At 62.0% G+C, this 20021-nt stretch carries 18 protein-coding genes; 7 read left to right on the forward strand and 11 right to left on the reverse strand.

Translation table 11 applies throughout. From position 1 onward, the window contains the following. Positions 1-37: 37 nt before the first annotated feature. Both AC4CWH_RS23595 and AC4CWH_RS23600 read right to left on the reverse strand, forming a co-directional pair. Complete coding sequence (locus AC4CWH_RS23595) at positions 38-982, reverse strand: FecR family protein (RefSeq protein ID WP_491321681.1); 945 nt, start codon at positions 980-982, stop codon at positions 38-40. Beyond that, positions 982-1431, reverse strand: coding sequence for an RNA polymerase sigma factor (locus AC4CWH_RS23600; protein ID WP_491321682.1), 450 nt, complete (start codon positions 1429-1431; stop codon positions 982-984). The genes AC4CWH_RS23595 and AC4CWH_RS23600 overlap by 1 nt, the downstream gene beginning before the upstream one ends. A gap of 333 nt (positions 1432-1764) precedes the next feature. On the opposite strand from AC4CWH_RS23600, the gene AC4CWH_RS23605 reads away from it, so the two are divergent. From AC4CWH_RS23605 to AC4CWH_RS23625, 5 genes are all read left to right on the forward strand, one after another. Continuing rightward, the gene (locus tag AC4CWH_RS23605; RefSeq protein ID WP_491321683.1) at positions 1765-2910 is read left to right on the forward strand and encodes an ABC transporter ATP-binding protein; all 1146 of its coding nucleotides are present in this window, start codon (positions 1765-1767) and stop codon (positions 2908-2910) included. 2 nt (positions 2911-2912) lie between these two features. Then, positions 2913-3836, forward strand: a complete 924-nt coding sequence (locus AC4CWH_RS23610; protein ID WP_491322321.1) for a carbohydrate ABC transporter permease — start codon at positions 2913-2915, stop codon at positions 3834-3836. Next, positions 3836-4657: a carbohydrate ABC transporter permease gene (locus AC4CWH_RS23615; protein ID WP_491321684.1), complete on the forward strand. Its 822-nt coding sequence runs from the start codon at positions 3836-3838 to the stop codon at positions 4655-4657. The genes AC4CWH_RS23610 and AC4CWH_RS23615 overlap by 1 nt, the downstream gene beginning before the upstream one ends. Before the next feature lie 63 nt (positions 4658-4720). Then, positions 4721-6016 (forward strand): ABC transporter substrate-binding protein, encoded by a 1296-nt coding sequence (locus AC4CWH_RS23620; protein ID WP_491321685.1) that lies wholly within the window; start codon positions 4721-4723, stop codon positions 6014-6016. Between the two features lie 72 nt (positions 6017-6088). Beyond that, entirely contained in the window at positions 6089-6889 is an 801-nt protein-coding gene (locus tag AC4CWH_RS23625; RefSeq protein WP_491321686.1) for a phosphodiesterase, read from the forward strand. A gap of 51 nt (positions 6890-6940) precedes the next feature. Here AC4CWH_RS23625 and AC4CWH_RS23630 read toward each other — a convergent pair whose 3' ends face one another. From AC4CWH_RS23630 to AC4CWH_RS23640, 3 genes are all read right to left on the reverse strand, one after another. Then, complete coding sequence (locus AC4CWH_RS23630) at positions 6941-7987, reverse strand: ABC transporter ATP-binding protein (protein ID WP_491321687.1); 1047 nt, start codon at positions 7985-7987, stop codon at positions 6941-6943. After that, positions 7984-9519 carry an ABC transporter permease gene (locus AC4CWH_RS23635; RefSeq protein WP_491321688.1) on the reverse strand — a complete coding sequence of 512 codons (1536 nt, stop codon included), beginning with the start codon at positions 9517-9519 and terminating at the stop codon, positions 7984-7986. The genes AC4CWH_RS23630 and AC4CWH_RS23635 overlap by 4 nt, the downstream gene beginning before the upstream one ends. 103 nt (positions 9520-9622) lie before the next feature. Then, on the reverse strand, positions 9623-10663 hold the full coding sequence (locus AC4CWH_RS23640; RefSeq protein ID WP_491285975.1) for an iron ABC transporter substrate-binding protein: 1041 nt from the start codon (positions 10661-10663) through the stop codon (positions 9623-9625). A 242-nt stretch (positions 10664-10905) separates the two neighbouring features. Here AC4CWH_RS23640 and AC4CWH_RS23645 point away from each other — a divergent pair, with 242 nt between their 5' ends. Both AC4CWH_RS23645 and AC4CWH_RS23650 read left to right on the forward strand, forming a co-directional pair. After that, on the forward strand, positions 10906-11820 hold the full coding sequence (locus AC4CWH_RS23645) for a glycerophosphodiester phosphodiesterase family protein (protein ID WP_491321689.1): 915 nt from the start codon (positions 10906-10908) through the stop codon (positions 11818-11820). Then, complete coding sequence (locus tag AC4CWH_RS23650) at positions 11820-12611, forward strand: inositol monophosphatase family protein (protein ID WP_491321690.1); 792 nt, start codon at positions 11820-11822, stop codon at positions 12609-12611. The genes AC4CWH_RS23645 and AC4CWH_RS23650 overlap by 1 nt, the downstream gene beginning before the upstream one ends. Positions 12612-12627: 16 nt before the next feature. Here the strand turns inward: AC4CWH_RS23650 and AC4CWH_RS23655 are convergent, their stop codons facing one another. The 6 genes from AC4CWH_RS23655 to pcaG form a co-directional block, all read right to left on the reverse strand. Beyond that, positions 12628-13749 (reverse strand): ABC transporter permease, encoded by a 1122-nt coding sequence (locus tag AC4CWH_RS23655; protein ID WP_491321691.1) that lies wholly within the window; start codon positions 13747-13749, stop codon positions 12628-12630. A 1-nt stretch (position 13750) separates the two neighbouring features. Beyond that, complete coding sequence (gene rbbA / locus AC4CWH_RS23660) at positions 13751-16522, reverse strand: ribosome-associated ATPase/putative transporter RbbA (protein WP_491321692.1); 2772 nt, start codon at positions 16520-16522, stop codon at positions 13751-13753. Beyond that, positions 16519-17550 carry an HlyD family secretion protein gene (locus AC4CWH_RS23665; RefSeq protein ID WP_491285966.1) on the reverse strand — a complete coding sequence of 344 codons (1032 nt, stop codon included), beginning with the start codon at positions 17548-17550 and terminating at the stop codon, positions 16519-16521. Before AC4CWH_RS23665 ends, rbbA begins: the two co-directional genes overlap by 4 nt. Before the next feature lie 242 nt (positions 17551-17792). After that, positions 17793-18212, reverse strand: coding sequence for an RbsD/FucU family protein (locus tag AC4CWH_RS23670; protein WP_491321693.1), 420 nt, complete (start codon positions 18210-18212; stop codon positions 17793-17795). A gap of 124 nt (positions 18213-18336) precedes the next feature. After that, positions 18337-19392 (reverse strand): 3-carboxy-cis,cis-muconate cycloisomerase, encoded by a 1056-nt coding sequence (locus AC4CWH_RS23675; RefSeq protein ID WP_491321694.1) that lies wholly within the window; start codon positions 19390-19392, stop codon positions 18337-18339. Positions 19393-19402: 10 nt separating this feature from the next. Beyond that, complete coding sequence (gene pcaG / locus AC4CWH_RS23680) at positions 19403-20020, reverse strand: protocatechuate 3,4-dioxygenase subunit alpha (RefSeq protein ID WP_491321695.1); 618 nt, start codon at positions 20018-20020, stop codon at positions 19403-19405. Position 20021: the final 1 nt, after the last annotated feature.

Raw genomic sequence — 20021 nt, forward strand, 5'->3', positions numbered from 1 at the left:
AGCCTTCCGTTTCAGGACAGGTTGACCGAAAATTTCTTCAGTGGAGGATCGTGAGATAGGCGCCGACATGGGTGACGCGGATCTCGAAGGCTGCCGCAAGGTCATCGAGAGCGGCTTTCGGGTGTGTGAGATCAAGGCTGCCGCTCAGCCGTTTTTGCTGCAGATTTGCCGTGGCGACGAGAACATGGCCGGGCAGATAGCGTTGGATGCCGGTGACGATATCGCCAAGCGGCTGGTTCTCGAACACCAACCGTCCCTGTCGCCAGGCGCCGATGGTCGAGGGTTCCATCGTTTGCGGATCACGCAACTTTCCGTTCTCGTCATAAACGATCGACTGGTTCTGCTGGAGGATCGTCGGGGGCGTTGACGCGCCGGCCTCGATCTTCACGCTATGCTCCTCTACCGCAACCTGGGTTTCAGCACTCCGGAGGTCGACATCAAATGCGGTGCCGAGTGCCGTCGTTTTCCCACCACCCGCCTCGACGCAGAAGGGGCGCAACGGGTCCGGACGGACTTCCACAAAGACTTCGCCGCGCAGCAGGATGATGCAGCGCTGCTCTGACGTGAAGCGAATTGCAATCGCACTGTTGGCGTTCAGCGTCACGACCGATCCGTCCGCCATCCGGATGATTTCACTGCGGCCGATGGCGGAGATATGGTCGGCACGAAGACGAAGCGGGATATCGAGGTGAAGACCCGCCAGCAGACAGAGGCCGGCAAAGCCGGCCGCTGCCCCTTTCACCTTTCGCGAAACAGGCTTGCGGCTTGCCTTCGACAGAAACCGGTCATCCTCGGTAAGCAGCCGGGACGTGTCGCCGATCAGGCATTCGATCTGCTCGAAAATGGCGGGATGGCGTGGATCGGCGCTCGCCCAAGCCTCGAACGATGCCCGGATCGCCGCGTCTTCTGGATGTTCCCGAAGCTGGAAAAGCCAGTCTATGGCCTCTTCGCGCATCTGCCTTGTGGTTTTCGTCTCCGCCATCAGAGCGTGTCCTCAAGGCATTCGAGGCAATGCAGATAGGCCTTGCGGATGTGGCGATCGACCATGTTGCGGCTGATCCCGCAGCGCGCGGCAATCTCGTCGGCGGTGAGGTTTCCAATGCAGCTGGCAAGAAACACCTGCCGTCGCTGGTAGGACATTTTCAGGATGGCCTGGCGCAGGCGTTTCAGCCGGTACGGCACATCGGCGCGCGCGTCCGCGTCGCCAAGCGGCTGGGGCACGCTCAAGGCCTCCTCGGTCATGCTCGAAAACAACCGGCGCTCCAGCATCTCCCGTCGCAGGCGGTCTATCCCGAGATTGGCGCAGACGCGGATGAGAAATGCCCTCAGAACCGGCCTGTTCTCCACCAGTTTCGGTGTGTTGGCGAGGCGCAGATAGACGTCATGCACGATTTCCTGCGAGTTGGTCGCGGCATGTCCACGCCGTTTCATGGCGCGGCAAAGCTCTTGGTAGTGGATCTCCATGGCGTCATCAACGCGGGCGTGCGCGGCAGACTTAATCCACATGGGCAAGAGCTTTCAGTCGATTGTGCGAGAGCCACCGCTTACGATAAAATTGATGGGCAGGCAATAAACATGACAAAAAAAATCATGTTTATTCGGGTGTGTTCGACACGCCCGAGATGACCATGCGGACACCGCCTGGCCGTTGCACCATGATGGCGGGATCGACGCCCTTTCTGTGCGTTATAATCAAAACATCGAGAAACTGTCGTCTGTTTGTCATGGCTGGGACGCATACGGTGCGCCGCAAAGGAGCGCCGCATGCAGCCGCAATCGCTAGAACTTCAGGGTATCGAAAAAAGCTTCGGGGCGGATAACGTCCTGAAATCGATCGACCTTGCCATCCGCCCCGGTGAATTCCTGTCGCTGGTCGGCATGTCCGGATGCGGAAAATCCACCCTGTTGCGGATCATCGCCGGCCTGGAGACACCCGACCGAGGCACAGTCTCCATCGGCAACAGACACGTTACCGATGTCGATCCGAGCGAACGCAACCTTGCCATGGTGTTCCAGTCCTACGCGCTTTACCCGCACATGACGGTGCGCGAGAACATCGCCACGCCGCTCAGGATGCGCCGCCTGTCGTTTACGGCTCGGCTGCCGCTGATCGGTCGGATGATCGCCAGCGCTGACACATTGCGCGACATCGCAGCGTCGGTGGAAGAGGCCGCGGAAACCCTGCAGATCGGCCATCTTCTGGATCGCAAGCCGGCGCAGCTTTCCGGTGGCCAGCGCCAGCGCGTGGCTCTTGCCCGCGCTCTGGTGCGCCAGCCCGCCGCCTTCCTGATGGACGAGCCGCTGTCCAACCTCGATGCGAAGCTCCGCGCCCATATGCGCGAGGAACTGACCGGCCTGCATCGCCGCCTCGGCGCCACGTTCATCTATGTTACTCATGATCAGATCGAAGCGATGACCATGTCCGACCGCATCGCGCTGATGTCGGAAGGCGGCATCGAGCAGCTTGGCACGCCGGATGAACTCTACCAGCGCCCGGCATCCTTGACCGTTGCCCGGTTCATCGGAACGCCGACGATCAATCTCCTGCCCGTGGAAATCGACACGTCCGGCCGGATCTCCGCCTTTGGCCAGGAATTCGGTCTTGAAGCGGCAGCACAGGCTGCAGGCCCCGCGACGCTTGGCATTCGTGCGGAAGATCTTCGCCCGGCAGCAGACGGCCTCGCCGTTCGGGTCCTGCGCAGCGAAACCTATGGTGCAGATCGCTTTGTCACCTGCGCGCTGGTGCAGGATCAGTCGGTGCGGGTCGTCATGCGCCAGCATGCCGGCGAAAGCCTGCCGAGCGAACCCGACGGCCTGCTGCGGCTCGGTTTTGCCGAACAGCGCGCCCATCTGTTCGGTGCTGATGGCAAGCGCCGCGATGTCTCCGCCCGCGCACGGGTTGCCGCATGACGATGGCCGATATGACACTCGTCAAACAGCCGGCAAAGCTGCGCGCGAAACGCTCCCCCGCCGACCGCCGCATGGCGCGGCTGGGACTGCTTTTTGCTGCACCGTCTGCCATCCTGCTTTTGGCTTTCTACATCATCCCGATTGTCGTCCTTTGCGTCTTTTCGGTCACCGATTATCAGCTCGGCGCGCTGTCGATCCATTTTGTCGGGTTCGATAACTTCACCAAGGCCTTCAGCGACACGGTGTTTCTGCGCTCGCTGAGGAATACCGTGATTTACGCGGTGATCGTCATTCCGTTTGGCGTTCTCTTGGCGCTCGGCGTGGCGCTTCTGGTCTATAATCGCAAGAAAAGCCGCGCCTTCTGGGAGATCGCCTATTTCCTGCCGGTCACCGCGACGCTGGTGGCGATGGCGACCGTCTGGCAGTTCCTGCTGCATCCCTCGCTCGGGCCGGTCAATGCCGCCATCAAGGCCCTCGGCTTCGAGCCGGTAGCGTTTCTATCCAACCCCGTTCTGCTGATCCCGACCATGGCGCTGATCGGTATCTGGCAGGTGCTGGGCTTCAACATGGTGCTGTTTCTGGCGGGCCTCACCGCCATCCCCCGGGATCTGCACGAGGCAGCGCGTCTCGATGGCGCGAAAAATCCCATCGATCGTTTCCTCACCGTCACCTGGCCGATGCTGGGGCCGACGACGCTGTTCGTCGTCGTCACCACCTCGATCTCCGCCTTCAAGGTGTTCGAGACGGTGGCCGTGTTGACCAAGGGCCGGTTCGGCTCCGAAACGCTGCTGTTCGAGCTGTATCTCGAGGGCTTTGAATATTCCAACACCGGTTATGCGGCAGCTCTCACCCTGCTGTTCCTCGTGATCGTGCTCATCCTGTCGATTGGCCAGATGGTGCATATGGACCGGAAGGTGCATTACTGATGGCCGTACTGCGCAAATATCTGCCGCATCTGGTGCTGGCACTCGGCGCCATTCCGATGCTTTTGCCCTTCTACTGGATGTTCCTGACGTCGATCCGCTCGCCGTCGGAAATCTTCGATGTCTCTCTCTGGCCGATCCCGCGACAGTTCGATGCCGTGCAAAACTATTCGCGTGCGGCGTCGCAGGTGCCGATGCTGCGCTTCATGCTGAACGGTGTCATCGTCTGCGGCGGCATTCTCATCGTCCAGGTGCTGACCGCCGTGCCGGCTGCCTATGCGCTGGCAAAGCTGCGCTTTCCGGCTCGCCGGCTGATGATGACGCTGATCATCGCCGCACTCTGCGTGCCGATGCAGGCGCTGGCGCTGCCGCTGTTCGTCGGGCTTGCCAAGACCAACCTGCTCAACACCTATTTTGCCATGATGGCGCCGTTCTTCCTCTCGGTGTTTGCGATCTTCCTGTTTCACCAGTCCTTCCGCAGCTACCCGGAAGAGGTGGTCGAAGCGGCCCGCATGGACGGATTTTCCGAGATGGAAATCTGCTGGCGGCTGGTGCTGCGCGGCTCCCTGCCGTCGCTGGCAGCCTTTGCCGTGTTCTCGCTGGTGGCGCACTGGAACGATCTCTACTGGCCGATGATCGTCGTCACCGACACCAATCTCGCACCGCCGCCGCTCGGCATGCTGTTCTTCGCCGATGTCGAATCCGGCGCCAACTACGGTGCCCTGATGGCCGGTGCCGCCATCATCACCGCACCGATGGTCATCTGCTTCCTTTTTGCCCGCAGGCATTTCATTGCCGGCATCACGATGACGGGGGTCAAATAACCGCGCCCCGTCAAGCTTTCCTCCCTCCCTTACTGCCTCAAAAATACCTTTTGGAGACTGATCATGAAGATTACCCGACGCACCGCAACCGGCGGGCTTGCCCTCTGCCTCGCCCTGGCCGGCCTTGCCAAGCCAGGTTTTGCCGCAGATGTCACGCTTGAGGTTCTTTACAACCTTCCGGGTTTCACCAAATTCCATCAGCCGCTGGCCGATGAGTTCATGAAGAACAATCCGGATATCAAGATCAACTTTCTCGCACCGGCACCCGGCTATAACGAAGGCCAGCAGCAGGTTCTGCGTTCGGCCGTGACCGGCAACCTGCCGGATGTCTATTTCTCCGGCTATAACCTGACGGCCGAACTGGTTCACACACTTGCCCCCCGCAAGCAGATCACCGACCTTGGCCCGTTCATCGAGGCTGAAGGCGGCCAGGCTTTCCTCGACAAGAACTACAGCCCGAAAATGGCCGCCCTCGGCCAGATCGACGGCAAGCAATATGGCCTGCCGGTCAATGCCTCCTCGCCGATCATCTATGTCAACGCCGACCTCGTGAAGAAGGCCGGTGGCGACCCGGCCAACATGCCAAAAACCTTCAAGGAACTGCTGGCGCTGGCCGCCAAGATCCATGCGCTCGATCCGAAGATCGCCGGCATGGGTTATGACATCAACGGCTGGCCGGATGACTGGCTGTGGCAGTCGCTGATCTTCCAGCAGGGTGGCACGTTGGTCGATGCGGCTACCAAAAAAGTGGCCTTTGACAACGAGATCGGCCTCAACGCGCTGAAGCTCACTCGCCAGTTCGTCACCGAAGGTGGCCAGACGCTGCTTGACTGGGACCAGTCGCGCCAGCAGTTCGGCGCAGGCCTCACGGGCTTCATCTTCTCCACGCCGGCGCATGTGCAGACGATCGAAGGCCTTGTCGGCGATCGCTTCAAGCTGACCACTGCCACGTTCCCGCTGGACAACCCGGAAAAGGGTGGCGTGCCCACAGGCGGCAACTCGGCCGTGATCCTCACCCAGGACAAGGCCAAGCAAGATGCTGCCTGGAAATACCTGAAATGGATCACCGGACCGGAAGCCCAGAACGTCATCGTGCGCATCACCGGCTACCTGCCGACCAACAAGCAGGCGACCGGCCCCGAGTTCCTCGCGCCCTATTACGCCGAGCATCCGAACGTCAAGACGGCGTCGCTGCAGGCTGACCGTTCGCTGCCATGGGCCGGTTATCCCGGTGGTGACTCGGTTCGCATCTGGCGCACCCAGCGCGACATCATCGGCACGGTCATGCGCGGCGAAGTGACGCCGGAAGCCGGTCTGAAGCAGATCGTCGAGCAGACCAACGCCCTGATGTCGAAGTAAGCGGGCTCATCCCCCTCGAAAGGCTGCGGGGGAAACCCCGCAGCCGATCTCTGCCCTTGAAGAAAGACCGTCATGAAGATCATTCAGCTGACCGACACGCATCTGATGCCGTCGGGTGTCGTGGTAAACGGCGTGGACCCGGAAAAGCAGCTGCGCGCTGCCGTTGCCGATATCATCGAAAAGCATTCCGATGCCGACCTGCTGGTGATGACGGGCGACCTCTGCAACCACGGCGATCCCGACGCTTACGCGCTCCTCAAAGATATTCTGGCGCCGGTGCCCTTTGAGGTGCGCCTGATGCTCGGCAACCACGACGACCGTCCCAACTTCATCGAAGCCTTTCCCGACCATCCCCGGGACGATAACGGCTTCATCCAGTCGTTCATCGATAGCGAGGCCGGCCGCCTGCTGTTCCTCGACAGCCACGAGGCCGGCGTGATCGGTGGCATTTACGGCGATGACCGTATGGCCTGGCTCGACCAGACGCTGGCAAGCGCCGGTGAGCTTCCGGTGACCGTGTTCATCCACCATCCGCCGATGGAGACGCGGATTGCCCATTTCGAAAAGATCGGCATGCATGATGATGGCGCCGTGCTGGAGCGCCTGAACCGCCATGCGCCTGGCATTCGCCACATCATTTTCGGACATATCCACATTCCGCTGGCAGGCACCACAGCCGAAGGCATCGCCTACAGCTCGGGTCAGGCCTGTGCGCATCGGTTCATCACCGATGTCGACACGCCAAACCCATTCTGGACCGGCGGCAACCCCTGTTACCGGATCATCGACCTCGATAGCCAAGGCCTTCGCGCCTATGGCGCCGAGGTGGGCGAGATCCCGACCGACCGGGCCCCGATCTGCGAAGGTCCGTGACAGCGGCTGCCTGACATGAGCATGGATCCTTGATCCATGGCTCGGCCTCGTTCACGAAAAGACGTGCGCGGGGCCGTTGACGCTTATCTGCACCCGCGCGCCTTTTTCGAAAAGCGGCTGGCTTGCCATGGCAAGGCGCAGGGGAAAGTCCGGGTTTTTCTCGAGGGTGATGGCGAGATCGCAGCTCGGGCCACAGAAATCGACGTCGGTGATGGTGCCTGATGTAGCGGCACCGTCTTCGGTCCCTTGATGCGGCAGGATCGAAAACTGTTCGGGGCGAAGCAGGATCTGCGCTTCACCCTGCCGGGTCTTGTCGTGAATGGCGATTTGTCCAAGCATGGTCGTGGCCCGCCCGTTTCCAAGTCTTGCGGCAAGCACGATCGCTTCGCCGAGAAAGGCGGCGGTTGCGGGGTCTGCGGGGTGGGCATAAACCTCGCGCGGGGTGCCCACCTGCGCAAAACGACCGGCGCGCATCACCACCACCTGATCGGCGAATGCCAGTGCTTCGGCCTGATCATGGGTCACCAGAACCGTGGTGATGCCGGCTGCTGAAAGCACCGCGCCGACAGCCTTTCGGGTTGCGACGCGAAGCCCGGTATCGAGCGCGGAAAAGGGTTCGTCGAGCAGGATGACGCGGGGGCGTCGTGCCATGGCGCGGGCCAGCGCCACCCGTTGCTGCTGTCCCCCGGAAAGCTCGTCCGGGCGGCGCGTCAGCATGGCCCGGTCGAGTTCCACCATGTCCATCAGTTCGCCGATGCGGGTCTTGCGGTCTGCCGCGTCCTCCTTGAGGCCAAAGCCGATATTCTGTTCGACGGTGAGATGCGGAAACAGCGAACCGTCCTGTGAGACGATGCCGACGCCGCGTTTGTGGGCGGGGATCTGCAACCGTTCGTCGGCAATCACCTCGCCGTCGAAGGTGATCGACCCGCCGTCTGGCGCTTCAAAGCCGGCGATCAGCCGCAAAAGCGTGGTTTTGCCGCAGCCGGAGGGGCCGACGATGGCCGTGCGGCTGCCGCTTTCGATGGCAAGGCTGACGCCGTCCACGGCGGTGACCGGACCGTAATGCTTCCGAAGCGTCGAGATCTCGAGCAGTGTCATCGTCCGGCGATCTTCTTTGATTGTTGATAGAGAAGCCATGTCAGCGGCAGCGAAAACACCACCATCAGCAGCGCGTAAGGGGCAGCACCGGCATAATCGATTTCGCCGGTCAGTGCCCAAAACGCCATGGCAAGCGTTCGCGTGCCGTTGGGCGCCAGCATCTGCGTGGCCGTCAGCTCGTTCATGATGCCGAGCGAGGAAAGCGCAAGGCCGGCCGCGGCCCCCGGAGCGGCCAGGCGCACAGTGGTGGCAAGAACGGCCCGGGCCGGTGAGCGGCCAAGGCTTTCAGCTGCCTGTTCCAGTTCCTTCGGCACCTGCGCAATGCTGGCGCGCAGGCTAACCAGAGCGCGCGGCAGGAACAGGATGACATAGGCAAAAACGATGGTGGCGAGGGTCTGGTAGAGCGTTGCGACCTTCACCGTGATGGTGACGAGCGCCAGCGCGACAACGACACCCGGCATGGCGCTGGCCAGATAATAACAACCCTCGATCAGCCGATTTTTCGCACAGGGACGGCGCACCGAAAGCCAGGCAATCGGGATGGCGGCCGCCGTCGTCGCAAGCCCGCCGATCAGGCAGATCCGAAGCGTCTGCCAGAGCGCAAGGCCGATGGCATCGAGGCGCCAGATATCAGTGCCGCCGGCGAGCAGCCAGTGCCCGAGCGTGAGGGCGGGGATGCCGAGCGAAAAGGCGACCGTTGCGATGGGCAGCAGGAGGGCTGGATACCGCATGGCGCCCAGCGGCGTGATGCTTGTGCGGCGCGCAACGCCCGATCCCAGCCGCGCATAACGCTGGCGGCCGCGAATGGCGTAATCGAGCCCGAGAAAGACGAGGCAGCACAACACCAGCACGACGGCCAGCATGTTGGCGGCAACGCCATTATAGGTCGACTGGAACTGGTCGATGATCGCGGTCGTGAACGTATCGAAGCGGATCATCGCAAAGAGACCGTATTCGGACAGAAGATGCAGCGCAATCAGCAGCGAGCCGCCCAAAATGGCAAGGCGCAGTTGCGGCAGCACCACCCGGAAGAAGACGGCGAAGGGGGTAAGCCCCAGCGATGCCGCCTGATCTTCCAGCCCCGGATCGAGAAGCCGCAGCGCTGCGGCAACCGGCAGGTAGAGGAAGGGGAAATAGGCGACGATGGAAATCGGCACGCCGGCGGCAAGACCGTTGAGGCCCGGCCAGACACCGATCCAGGCATAGCTGTGAACGAAGGCGGGAACCGCAAGCGGGGCAACGCTCAGCCATGAAAACAGCCGTGCGCCCGGCATGTCCGTGCGCTCCGTCAGCCACGCCAGCGCCACGCCCAGCACCACGCAAGCCGGCACGGTGAGCACGATCAGGAGGACGGTATTCATCAGAAGGCCCGCCACGCGCGGGCGAAGGATCAGCGTTGCCGCCGTCTCGTAACCCGTGGCAAGCGTCGCCCAGATCACGAAACCCAGCGGCACGAGTGCCAGACAGGCAAAAAACACCGCAAGCAGCGATACCCAGGACAGGTGGAACGACCGGCGCGGGCGCGGTGTCATTGTCGCTTCTGTCTGGCTGGTAGGGATCATTCTGTGCCCGAAATTGTCAAGCGCCGCAGATACGCTCTGCGACGCCGTGAGGCAACTGATGGACGGCTGGAAATCAGAGGATTCCGGCTGATGTCATCAGGTCGGTCACCTTGGCGTTGTTCAGGTGGGCCGGATCGACGGTGGGGGCGCCGAGATCGGAGAGCGGCACCAGCGCCTTGTTGGACTGGGCGTCACGACCCACGGCATATTCGAACGAGGTGCCGGTGCGCAGAATGTCCTGCCCGCCCTTGGCCGTCAGCCATTTCAGGAAAGCCTGCGCCTGCTGCTTGTGCTTGCTGGAGGCCAGAATGCCGCCGCCGGACACGCTGACGAAGGCGCCCGGATCCTGATTGCGGAAATAATGCAGGGCGACGTTCTTGCTGTTTTCGCCGGTGCGGGCCTGATCGCCGAAATAATAATAATGGTAGATCAAAGCCCCTTCGATCTGTCCGGCATTAACGGCCTTCATGGCGGTGGAATTGCCGCGATAGGCGACGAAGTTTTCCTTCATGCCCTTCAGCCAGGAAGCAGTTGCCGCCTCACCCTTCAGCTCCAGAAAGGCGCCGACGATGGCCTGGAAATCGGCCCCCGATGGCGATGCGGCCCATCGGCCTTTCCAGGCCGGTCCTGCAAGCTCTTCCATGGTCTTCGGCAGCTTGTCGGCTGACAGCTTCGTCTTGTCATAGGCAAACACGGTGGAGCGGGCGGCAATGCCCACCCAATGGCCGTTGGAGGGCTTAAACCCATCCGGCACCTGCGCAAGCGTGGCCGCATCCACCGGTTCAAACAGGCCGGCACCATCCACGAGTGTCATCGCCGGCGAGTTTTCGGTGAGGAAAAGGTCGGCCGGGGAATTGGCGCCTTCCTGAACGATCTGGTTGGCAAATTCCATGTCCGAGCCGTTGCGCACGGTCACTGCAATGCCCGTCTCTTCGGTGAACGCCTTCACCCATTCCTGGGTCAGGCCTTCGTGCTGGGCATTGTAGATGGTGAGGCTGTCTGCCACCTGCGCCTGCGCAACCGTTGCGATCGAGGCAAAAGGCGAGGCAAGAGACAGGGCAAGAACAGACAGGGTGAGCGCTGTGCGGCGCGTGGCTTTGGGATGAGAAATCAAGTTTGCCTCCATGGCGATGATCTCATGGGAATGTCCGGCAATGGTTATAGAAAGCGGATAAGTGCAGTCAAGATTGATCATGCTTTCGGCTGCACGATTGTGTGATGGAAAACTGCCAATAATACAAAGGGTTGCAGGTGCGCGTCAGGACACTTCAGCAGGCGCTGTCACAAATCTCATATCAAAGCGGGTTTAAGGAGGGCGCCATCCTTGCCACTTCATGGACCCCAGGAGATAGAGCCATGACCCGTGCCTTCTCAGCGCTTGCCGAGAACGAGACGACCGCTGCAGAGCCAGAGGCTGCTGCCTTTCCGTTTGATGTCTTGTCCGTTACCTCGCGCAGTAACCCGTCAATCCTCACCATCGCCCATCGCGGGTTTTGGGTGAAGACGGCGGAAAATTCGCTGGCCTCCGTGCGCGCCGCGATCGAAAACGGTGTCGAGATGATCGAGATCGATACGCAGACGACAGCCGATGGCCGGCTGGTGGTCATTCACGATGCGACGCTTGACCGCACCACTGACAGGAGCGGCGTGGTGAGCGAACTGCCGTTTGAGACGGTGCGCAAGGCCATGGTGCGCGCCGGCGCCGGCGGTGCCGATGCCGCTCTCACTGAAGAATGCGTGCCGACGCTCGAAGAGGTGCTGGAGGAAGCGCGGGGAAAAATCACCGTCAACATCGATACGAAATATGCCCGGGATCTGCCCCAGGTGATGGAGACGGTGCTGCGCCTTGGCATCGCCGACCAGGTGCTGGTGAAGACCGATATCGACCCGGATGCCGACCATTTCGACATTCTCGACGCCGACTGGTTCGGCAAGATCCCGCATATGCCGATGTTTGCGGTTCGCCCCGGCCGGTTTGCCGAGGATCTCTCCCGCATTGCTGTTCTTCACGCGCCGATGATCGAGGTGAAGTTCCAAAATATCGCCGATCTCGAGACAGGCCGGGCGGAACTGGAACGCCAGAACATCCGCCTCTGGATCAATACGCTTGACGTTTCTCATTGTCTCGATTTCAACGATACCAGGGCACTGACCGATCCGGACAGCGTCTGGGGTGCGCTGATCGATGCCGGCGTCGGCGCCATCCAGACGGACGAGGTCGGGGCCTTCAGGACATGGCTCAACACGCGCTCTGGCGCAGAAGGCAAATGATGACGATTTCCCACGAACGACTTGAGCGTGCCTCTGCGGTGATCGCGGAAGCCATGGAACTGGCGCTGCGCTTTCATAAAGACCGCACCAGCATCGCCACCCGCGCAAAGGGGTTTCAGGATTTCGTCTCGGAAGCCGATACCGCCGTCGAACAACTGGTGCGCGATCGCTTGGCGCAAGCCTTTCCCGGCGAAACGGTGCTCGGCGAGGAAATGGGCGGCGTGGCCGACGATGCCTACTGGATCATCGACCCCATCGACGGCACGACGAATTTCCTGCGCGGTTCGCCGCTCTGGGGCATTTCGCTCGGTTTCGTGCGTCATGGCCGGCCCGACCTTGGCATCGTTGCCATGCCGGCGATGGGCGAGATCTATGCAGCCGCCGATGGCACTGGGCTTTACCTAAACGGACAACCCTTCGTGCGCGACACGACGTTTGAGGACGTGCGGATGATGTCGCTCGGCGATAGTGCTGCCGCTGATTCAGAAGAGGTCGCGGCGCTGACGGTTGGTCTTCGCCATGCCGGCTGGGTGGTGCAGTCCATCCGCTCCACCTCCATCGGCCTCGTGTTTTCCGCCCGCGGCACCTATGACGGACACCTGCAGAAGTTCACGACCATGTGGGACATTGCAGGCGGCGCGGTTCTGGCGCGCGAAGCAGGGCTGGACGTGCGCATCGGCACCCGCAACGGCATTCCCTATATTGCCGCCGCAACCCCTGCCCTGATGGCGGCAACCGAGCCCTTCTGGCCGGAAATCCAGCCCATGGAACCGCTCGCCGCCGTCGGTTAAGTCCACCCTTCCCGCTTCACGCCGCAGACGTCAGCGAGCGGCGGAAGCGCAGGAGTGCCATGACAAAGAAGAGCGCTCCGAGGACAAGGAGCGCCACCATCGAGGTCCATACGGCCGACAGGCCGGCGCCGCGATAGAGAATGGCTTGCGACAGGGCCACGAAATGCGTCGAGGGTGAAATCTGCATCACGGTTTGCAGGAAGGGCGGCATGCTTTCCATCGGCGTCGTGCTGCCCGACAAAAGGTTCATGGCGATCAGCACCGGTATGGCGATGAGGCCGAACTGCGCCATGGAACTGGAGACCGTGGCAATGAGGATGCCAAGCGAGGTTACGGAGAACTGGTAGAGCACGGCGGCTGCGATGAAGAGCCCGAGCGAGCCTGCGACGGGAACGTGAAGCACCCGCTCGACAACCACCACCAGCGACAGGACGGCGGCGACAACGATCACCATCCCGTTCGACCAGATCTTTGACAGCATGATCTCGCCCGGCGTCACCGGCATCACCAGAAGATGCTCGATCGTGCCGTGTTCGCGCTCGCGGATGAGGGCGGCACCCGTCAGGATGACCGAGAGCATGGTGACGTTGTTGATGACCTGCATCACCGCATTGAACCACATCGACATGAGATTGGGGTTGAAGCGAGCGCTGATGACGAGATTGATCGGAGCGCTGGTCGTGCTGCGCGGCAGCGCGGTGGCAACTTCCTGCCGGACGATGCTCTGGATATAGGTGGCGCCGGTGCCGGCAAGCGACATGGCCGTGGCATCGACGGCGATCTGGACGGTCGGCTTGCGGCCGGCAATCACATCCTGTTCGAATTTCGGCGGAATTTCGAGCACGAACGTATAGGTGCCGCTGTTCATGGCGGCATCGACATCGCGGGCCTCGATGAGCGCCGGTGTCTGGAAGAAAGGCTGCATCAGCCCATCGCGCAGCCGCGCAGACAACATCGAGCGGTCTTCATCGACCACCGCGACGGAGGCGTTTTCCACCTCCGACTTTGCCCCCGTTGAGACCGTGTAGATGGCCAGCGTGAAGGCATAAAGGATGAGCACCATCATCACCGGATCGGCCTTCAAGCTGTAGAGCTCCTTGATGCCGAGGCGCAGGATGCGGGAAAGCTTCTGTCTCATCTCAGGCACTCCGCTTTCTGAGCGCCAGAAGCGCAACGAGGATATAAACGACGGCAAACACGGCAAGCATCACCAGGTTCGTCCACAATTCGGCAAAGCCCAGCCCTTTGGTGATGACGCCGACGGTGATCGGCTGGAACCAGGCCGAGGGAAAGGCAAGCCCCATCATGCGCCCGCCGCCCGAGAGCGACGACACCGGCACCAGCAGGCCGGAAAAATTGACCGCCGGGATCATTGCAATGATGGCGGTGGCAAAGATGGCCGCCACCTGGCTGCGCACGAAGCTCGAGACCACCAGGCCAAAGCCCGTGGCGGCGCTGACGTAAATCAACGCGCCGACCAGAAGCATGGGCAGCGAGCCCTTGATGGGCACGTGAAAGACGAAATGCGTGAGCAACAGCAGAAAGAGGAAGCTCGTGAAGGCAATGGCCACATAGGGCAATTGCTTGCCCAGCAGAAATTCCAGCCGCGTGACCGGTGTTGCCTGAAAATTGGCAATCGAGCCGGTTTCCTTCTCCTTGACGATGCCAAGCGCCGTCATGATGGCCGGAATGAGGATGAGGACCAGCACGAACACGCTCGGAACGATGGCATTGGTGCTCTTGAAGGCCTGGTTGTAACGGTAACGGGTGACGATGCTGACAGCGTCCGAAGAGGTCATCTTGCCTGTATGGCGCGCATTGGCATCGGCGATATAGGCCGAGACCAGACCGTTCACATAACCGCGCGCGGTTTCGGCGCGAAACGGCATGGCGCCATCCAGCCAGACGGAGACTTCCGGCGTGCGCTCCCGTTGAAGGTCGCGGCCAAAGTCGGGCGGGATCTCCACGGCGACGCTTAACTCTCCGGTGCGCAGCCGCGCCTGCAACTCTTCAGACGAGGTGATGGCGGCCCGCTCCTCGAAATAGCGCGAGCCCTGAAAGCTTTCGACCAGCTGGCGGCTTTCTGCCGTCTGGTCCTGGTCGTAGATGGCAAAGGGCAGGTTTTCCACATCAAACGAGATGCCATAACCGAAGGTGACGAGCAGGATGGCCGGGCCGAGCAGCGCAAAGACGAGGCGCGCCCGGTCACGCAAGACCTCGATCGTTTCGCGCCGTGCATAAGCAATGAGCCGCCCGACATCAAATCGGCGGACGCGGTGGTTGGCCCCGGTCGCGGTTTCACTATCCTTTTCACTCTGCGGCTTTGGCTCGCTTGCATGCGCCGGAGTGACGGCAGCAGTCGTCTCCTCCTCGTCAGCCGCGCCCATTCCGGCCTCGCTCAGCACATCGATGAAAGTCTCCTCCAGCGTGGCCTTGCCGCGCTCTGCGCAGAGTGCCTGCGGGGCGCCGACGGCCAGCACCCGGCCCTGATGCATCAGCGAAATGCGGTCGCAGCGTTCCGCCTCGTTCATGAAATGCGTCGACAGGAAAATCGTCACGCCGTCATCGCGCGACAGCGAGATCAGCGAACGCCAGAAGGCATCGCGGGCAACCGGATCGACGCCGGAGGTGGGCTCGTCGAGGATGAGGATTTCCGGGCGGTGAAGCACGGCGGCGGCCAGTTGTAGACGCTGGCGAATGCCAAGCGGCAGATCGTCCGGCTGTTTGTCGGCCACATCAGCCAGGTCGTATTGCGCAAGCATCGCCTCGACGCGCGGCGCAATCTCGTCTGCCGGAAGGCCAAACAGGCGGCCATGCAGAACAAGGTTCTGACGTACGGAGAGTTCGCCATAGAGCGAAAAGGCCTGCGACATGTAGCCGACGCGCTTGCGGGTGGCGATATCGCCGGAGAGAAGCGGCTGGCCAAACAGCTTTGCCACGCCTTCGCTGGCCGGCAGGAGGCCGGTCAACATCTTCATCGTGGTGCTCTTGCCTGAGCCGTTCGAGCCGAGAAAGCCAAAAATTTCACCCTTCGGAATGCAGAAGCTGACATTGTCGACGGCCACGAAATCGCCAAAGCGGCGCGTCAGGCCCTCGGCCTCGATGGCGGGCGGGCCATCGGTCATGGCGCGCGGCGCAAGAATGAGGGGCGCGGTCGAGGCACCCTCCACGGCCGGCATCAGCGCCGCAAAAGCTTCATCCAGCGTTGGCTTTCCCGCCTGCGCCAAAATCTCCGCCGGGCTTCCGGTGGCAATCACCTGCCCCCCATGGAGTGCTGCCAGCCAGTGAAAGCCTTGCGCTTCTTCCATATAGGCGGTGGCGACGATGACGCTCATGCTCGGCCGCTTGGCGCGGATGCGATCAATCAACTGCCAGAACTGCCGGCGCGACAGCGGATCGATGCCGGTTGTCGGTTCGTCGAGGATCAAGAGGTCCGGATCGTGCAGCAGCGAGGCGCAGATGCCAAGCTTCTGCTTCATGCCGCCGGACAGCTTGCCGGCCGGACGGTCGCGGTAAGGCAGGAGACCGGTGACGCGCAGGAGATCATCGATATGCTGCCGGCGCGTCTCGCTGTCGAGGCGAAACAGCCGGCCGAAGAAATCGAGGTTTTCCGCCACACTGAGCGTCGGGTAGAGATTGCGGCCGAGCCCCTGCGGCATATAGGCAAGCCTTGTGCAGACGTCGCGCCGGTGGGCGGCCTTGTCCATGTCGCCGTCCAGCACTTCGATGCGGCCGGCCTGCGGGCGCGTGACGCCGGCCACAAGGCCGAGCAGAGTGGATTTGCCGACGCCATCCGGGCCGATCAGCCCCACCATGCAGCCGGCGGGGATGTCGAGAGTGACGCCACTGAGAGCGGCGACGTCCTTGTAGCGGTGCGTGACCGATTGCAGCCGGACAACGAACGGGTTCATTGCGGCAGCTTCGTCTGGAGGGCCTCCGGCCAGGCAGTGCCTGCCTGGGTGCGCACATAACCGATGCCGCGAATGCCGGTCTTGACGCGGCTTTCATACTCCTTCAGCAGTTCGGGCGCGACCTTCAGCTTGACGCGGAACATCAGCTTTTCGCGCTCATCAGCGGTTTCCACCGTCTTTGGCGTGAACTGGGCCTCGGAGGCGACGAAGGAGACGCTGGCCGGCATGACATATTGCGGGGCGGCATCAAGGATGATGCGCGCCTCGTCGCCGATGGAAAGTTCTGCCGCCACGCGGGCCGGCACAAAAATGGTCATCGAGACATCGGCAAGATCAAGCATGGTGGCAATCGGCGCCCCGGCCGAGACCACCTCGCCCTTCTGCACCAGCTTGTATTCGATGCGCCCGCGCGTCGGCGCCTTCAGCACCGTATCGTCAAGCTGCGACTGGATGCGGGCAATGTCTGCCTCTTCCGCTTCGGAGGATGCAGCGGCCTCCTCGCGGCTGGCATTGGCCGCCCGCAGAGCCGCTTGCGCCACCTGCAGCTGGCTCTCGCGCATGTCGCGCTGCTGCACGGTGCCGCTGCCCTTTTCGCTCATCGTGCGGGCCCGCTCATATTCCTGGGTCGCCAGCACCAGTTCGCTCTTGCGCTGGGCAATCGCCGCCTCGGCCTCCACTTCGGCCGTCGTGCTGCGGCGCAATTGCGCCCGGGCGCCGGCCATTTCGGCCTCCAGATCGGCCGTATCCATGCGCGCCAGCACCGCGTTGGCATCGACGATCTTGCCTTCCTCGGCAAACACGTCGGCCAGACGCCCGGCAAGCTTTGCCGAAACAAGGATCTGCTGTGCCTCGATCCGGCCGTTGGACGTGGCGATGCCGGGCATGGTGTCCTTGCCCGTCAAGCGGTTCCACAGGGCCTCGAAGCGCGTCTTCAGGGCGGCCGGGCTGTTGTCTGCCGCTGCGACGGGGTGGATGAATGTTAGCGCTATCAGCGTTGCCAGGCCCAGGGCCTCAATTCTTCTCGTCAAGGAAACCTCCATCAACCGTTGTGCCTGTTCGCATCGGATGAGGGATGGTTACGCCTCCGTTGGAAGCTCTCCTTGATTTATGTCATGGGCCGGAAAATGCGCTCCGCCTGATGCAGCGCGGTCGTCACGGGCGGATAAGCCAAGGCTCGATGCCGGTGGAAAAGCGCAAGCGCCGGGGTCGTTTTTCTCCCCCGGCGCTTATTCTTCTGGTGGTCGAAATGGCGTCAGGCCATTGCAACAGATCAGCTGCGCACAACGCCCTTTTTCAGGATGATATTGCCATAGAGGCGGGTTTCGCCGGTCTGGACGATGGCAAAGCATTCTTTGGCGCGGTCATAAAAGGCAAAGCGTTCCAGCGTGCCGCAGGCTCCACGATCGCCAACGACAGCGCGCAGTTCGGCAACCGCCGGCGGCACCTCGTCGGGACTGCCGACGACTTCCATGGTCACGGCGGGGACATCGACGAAATCGTCGAGCGGCATGACGCTGACAACAGCTTCTGTTGCGCGCGTGACCGAAATGCCATCGAGACGAATGAGATGCTGGGCGGTGCTGGTGCCCGGAAAATTGGCGTCGACCACGGCGATTTCATCGCCATGACCCATGGCCCGCAGCGTGTGCAGAAGTTCCGGCGACAGAAGCGGGTCGATATTGATGAGCATGAATGTCCTCCCTTGGGGCTGGTCAGTGCCGCACCCTTGTCGGGGTGCCGGCGAGGACATTTTCTCTAGAGACTTTCGCGCGCAGGCACAATTTGAACCTGCGGCGATTTTCGGTTTCGGATGCTCAATCTCGGCCGAGAGAGAGGATCTTTCCGGCAAGATCAATCCCCAGCCGCAGCGATGCGCCTGATGCAACTGCCATCTGCGGCAAGAGCATCCATTCGAGCGTCCAGGCCGCCCCGGAGCGCTCCTGTTCATGCACCATCGATTGATGCATGCCAGACAGTTGCACGGCGTTGAACCGGGCAAGAGACACCAGCACTTCGGCCGAGACAGGGTTCTGCTTATGGGCCATGGCCGACGAACCGCCACCGCCGGCAAGCTTGATCTCGCCACCCATTTCGGCAAGCAGCGCAATGTCCTGCCCGAATTTTCCGAGGCTGCCTGATATCAGCGTAAAAAGATCGCAGATTTCCACCAGCCGGTCACGCTGGCTTTGCCATTGGGCAACATCGGTGAGGTGAAGTTCGCTGGCGAGATTTGAGCGGACCTCGCCGGCCTTGTTCCCCAGTGCATCCAGCGTTCCCGCAGCCCCGCCGAACTGCAGCGGCAAGCCGGCCTCAAGCAGCGTTTGAAGCCGTGCGGAATGGCGCGCCAGCGGCTCGGCCCAGCTGCGGATGCGGTCCGACACCGTGATCGGAATGGCCGCCTGCATACGGGTATGGCCCATCAACGGACGTTGTCCGTGGGCTTCGTCCAGGGCTGCAAAGCGCGCGAGAAGCGTGTCCAGCCGGGCGGAAAACAGCGTGAGAACGCCGGAAAGCCTCAGCATCAGGCTGGTGTCGATGACATCCTGGCTGGTGGCGCCTTTGTGGACGAAGGCGGCATCTTCACCGGAAACCGCTGCACGAAGCTGTTTGACGAGATCGGCGACCACCACGCCATCGCGGCTGACTCCGGCGCGCAGTGCCGCAATGTCAGGTTCAAAACGGCCAGCCACCTCGGCAATGCGGGCCGCGGCATCGGCCGGGATCACCCCCGCCTGCCCCTCGGACAAGGCAAGCGCCCGCTCGAAGGACAGCATGGCGGCGATATCGGCCGAGGCATAAAAAAATGCGCCGGTCTCCTCGTCGCCGAGGAGACCGGACAGGTAGGGATGATCGAATGCGGAAATGCTCAAATACCCTGCCTCAGATGTCGAAGAAGATGGTTTCGTGTTCGCCCTGCAGATGAATGTCGAAGGTCACGATATCACCGTCCCGCTGGCCGATAAGGGTTGGCACGCGCACACGGTGTTCGATGCGGGTCAGCACCGGATCCTTGGCATTTGCCTCCTCCTCGTCGGAGAAATACATGCGGGTCTGCAGGCCGATATTGATGCCACGCGCCACGATCCACAAGGTCACATGCGGCGCCATCGGCCGGCCGTCGTTGAACGGGACAATGCCCGGCTTGATCGTCTCGAAAGAAAATTCGCCGGTTACCATGTCGGCCGGGCAGCGGCCCCAGCCGAAGAAGTTGGGATCAGCCTTGCCACGCGTTTCCGACGGGCTGTTGTAAAAACCGTCGGCATCCGCCTGCCAGATCTCCACCATTGCATCGCGCAGCGGCGTGCCGGAGCCGTCGATGACGCGGCCCTTGATGGTGATGCGCTCGCCACGCGTCTTGTCCGTCGCCATCGGGCCGGAGCCGAGGTCCTTGTCGTAGACGCCGGTAATGCCGGTGAAGTTTGGCGTGCAGCCGATATGCACGTAAGGACCTGCCGTCTGTGAGGCCGATTCCTTCAGGTAGTTCAAGGGCTGAACCATG

It is taken from the genome of Neorhizobium sp. PAMB6716 (assembly GCF_058242805.1).

Excerpts from the sequence above, each read along its gene's own strand:
- rbbA (WP_491321692.1), bottom strand. The coding sequence starts at position 16,522 with ATGAACCCGTTCGTTGTCCGGCTGCAATCGGTCACGCACCGCTACAAG.
- AC4CWH_RS23615 (WP_491321684.1), top strand. The coding sequence starts at position 3,836 with ATGGCCGTACTGCGCAAATATCTGCCGCATCTGGTGCTGGCACTCGGC.
- AC4CWH_RS23625 (WP_491321686.1), top strand. The coding sequence starts at position 6,089 with ATGAAGATCATTCAGCTGACCGACACGCATCTGATGCCGTCGGGTGTC.
- AC4CWH_RS23605 (WP_491321683.1), top strand. The coding sequence starts at position 1,765 with ATGCAGCCGCAATCGCTAGAACTTCAGGGTATCGAAAAAAGCTTCGGG.
- AC4CWH_RS23620 (WP_491321685.1), top strand. The coding sequence starts at position 4,721 with ATGAAGATTACCCGACGCACCGCAACCGGCGGGCTTGCCCTCTGCCTC.
- AC4CWH_RS23650 (WP_491321690.1), top strand. The coding sequence starts at position 11,820 with ATGACGATTTCCCACGAACGACTTGAGCGTGCCTCTGCGGTGATCGCG.
- AC4CWH_RS23630 (WP_491321687.1), bottom strand. The coding sequence starts at position 7,987 with ATGACACTGCTCGAGATCTCGACGCTTCGGAAGCATTACGGTCCGGTC.
- AC4CWH_RS23645 (WP_491321689.1), top strand. The coding sequence starts at position 10,906 with ATGACCCGTGCCTTCTCAGCGCTTGCCGAGAACGAGACGACCGCTGCA.
- AC4CWH_RS23595 (WP_491321681.1), bottom strand. The coding sequence starts at position 982 with ATGGCGGAGACGAAAACCACAAGGCAGATGCGCGAAGAGGCCATAGAC.
- AC4CWH_RS23600 (WP_491321682.1), bottom strand. The coding sequence starts at position 1,431 with ATGAAACGGCGTGGACATGCCGCGACCAACTCGCAGGAAATCGTGCAT.
- AC4CWH_RS23670 (WP_491321693.1), bottom strand. The coding sequence starts at position 18,212 with ATGCTCATCAATATCGACCCGCTTCTGTCGCCGGAACTTCTGCACACG.
- AC4CWH_RS23635 (WP_491321688.1), bottom strand. The coding sequence starts at position 9,519 with ATGACACCGCGCCCGCGCCGGTCGTTCCACCTGTCCTGGGTATCGCTG.
- AC4CWH_RS23610 (WP_491322321.1), top strand. The coding sequence starts at position 2,913 with ATGGCCGATATGACACTCGTCAAACAGCCGGCAAAGCTGCGCGCGAAA.
- AC4CWH_RS23655 (WP_491321691.1), bottom strand. The coding sequence starts at position 13,749 with ATGAGACAGAAGCTTTCCCGCATCCTGCGCCTCGGCATCAAGGAGCTC.
- pcaG (WP_491321695.1), bottom strand. The coding sequence starts at position 20,020 with ATGGTTCAGCCCTTGAACTACCTGAAGGAATCGGCCTCACAGACGGCA.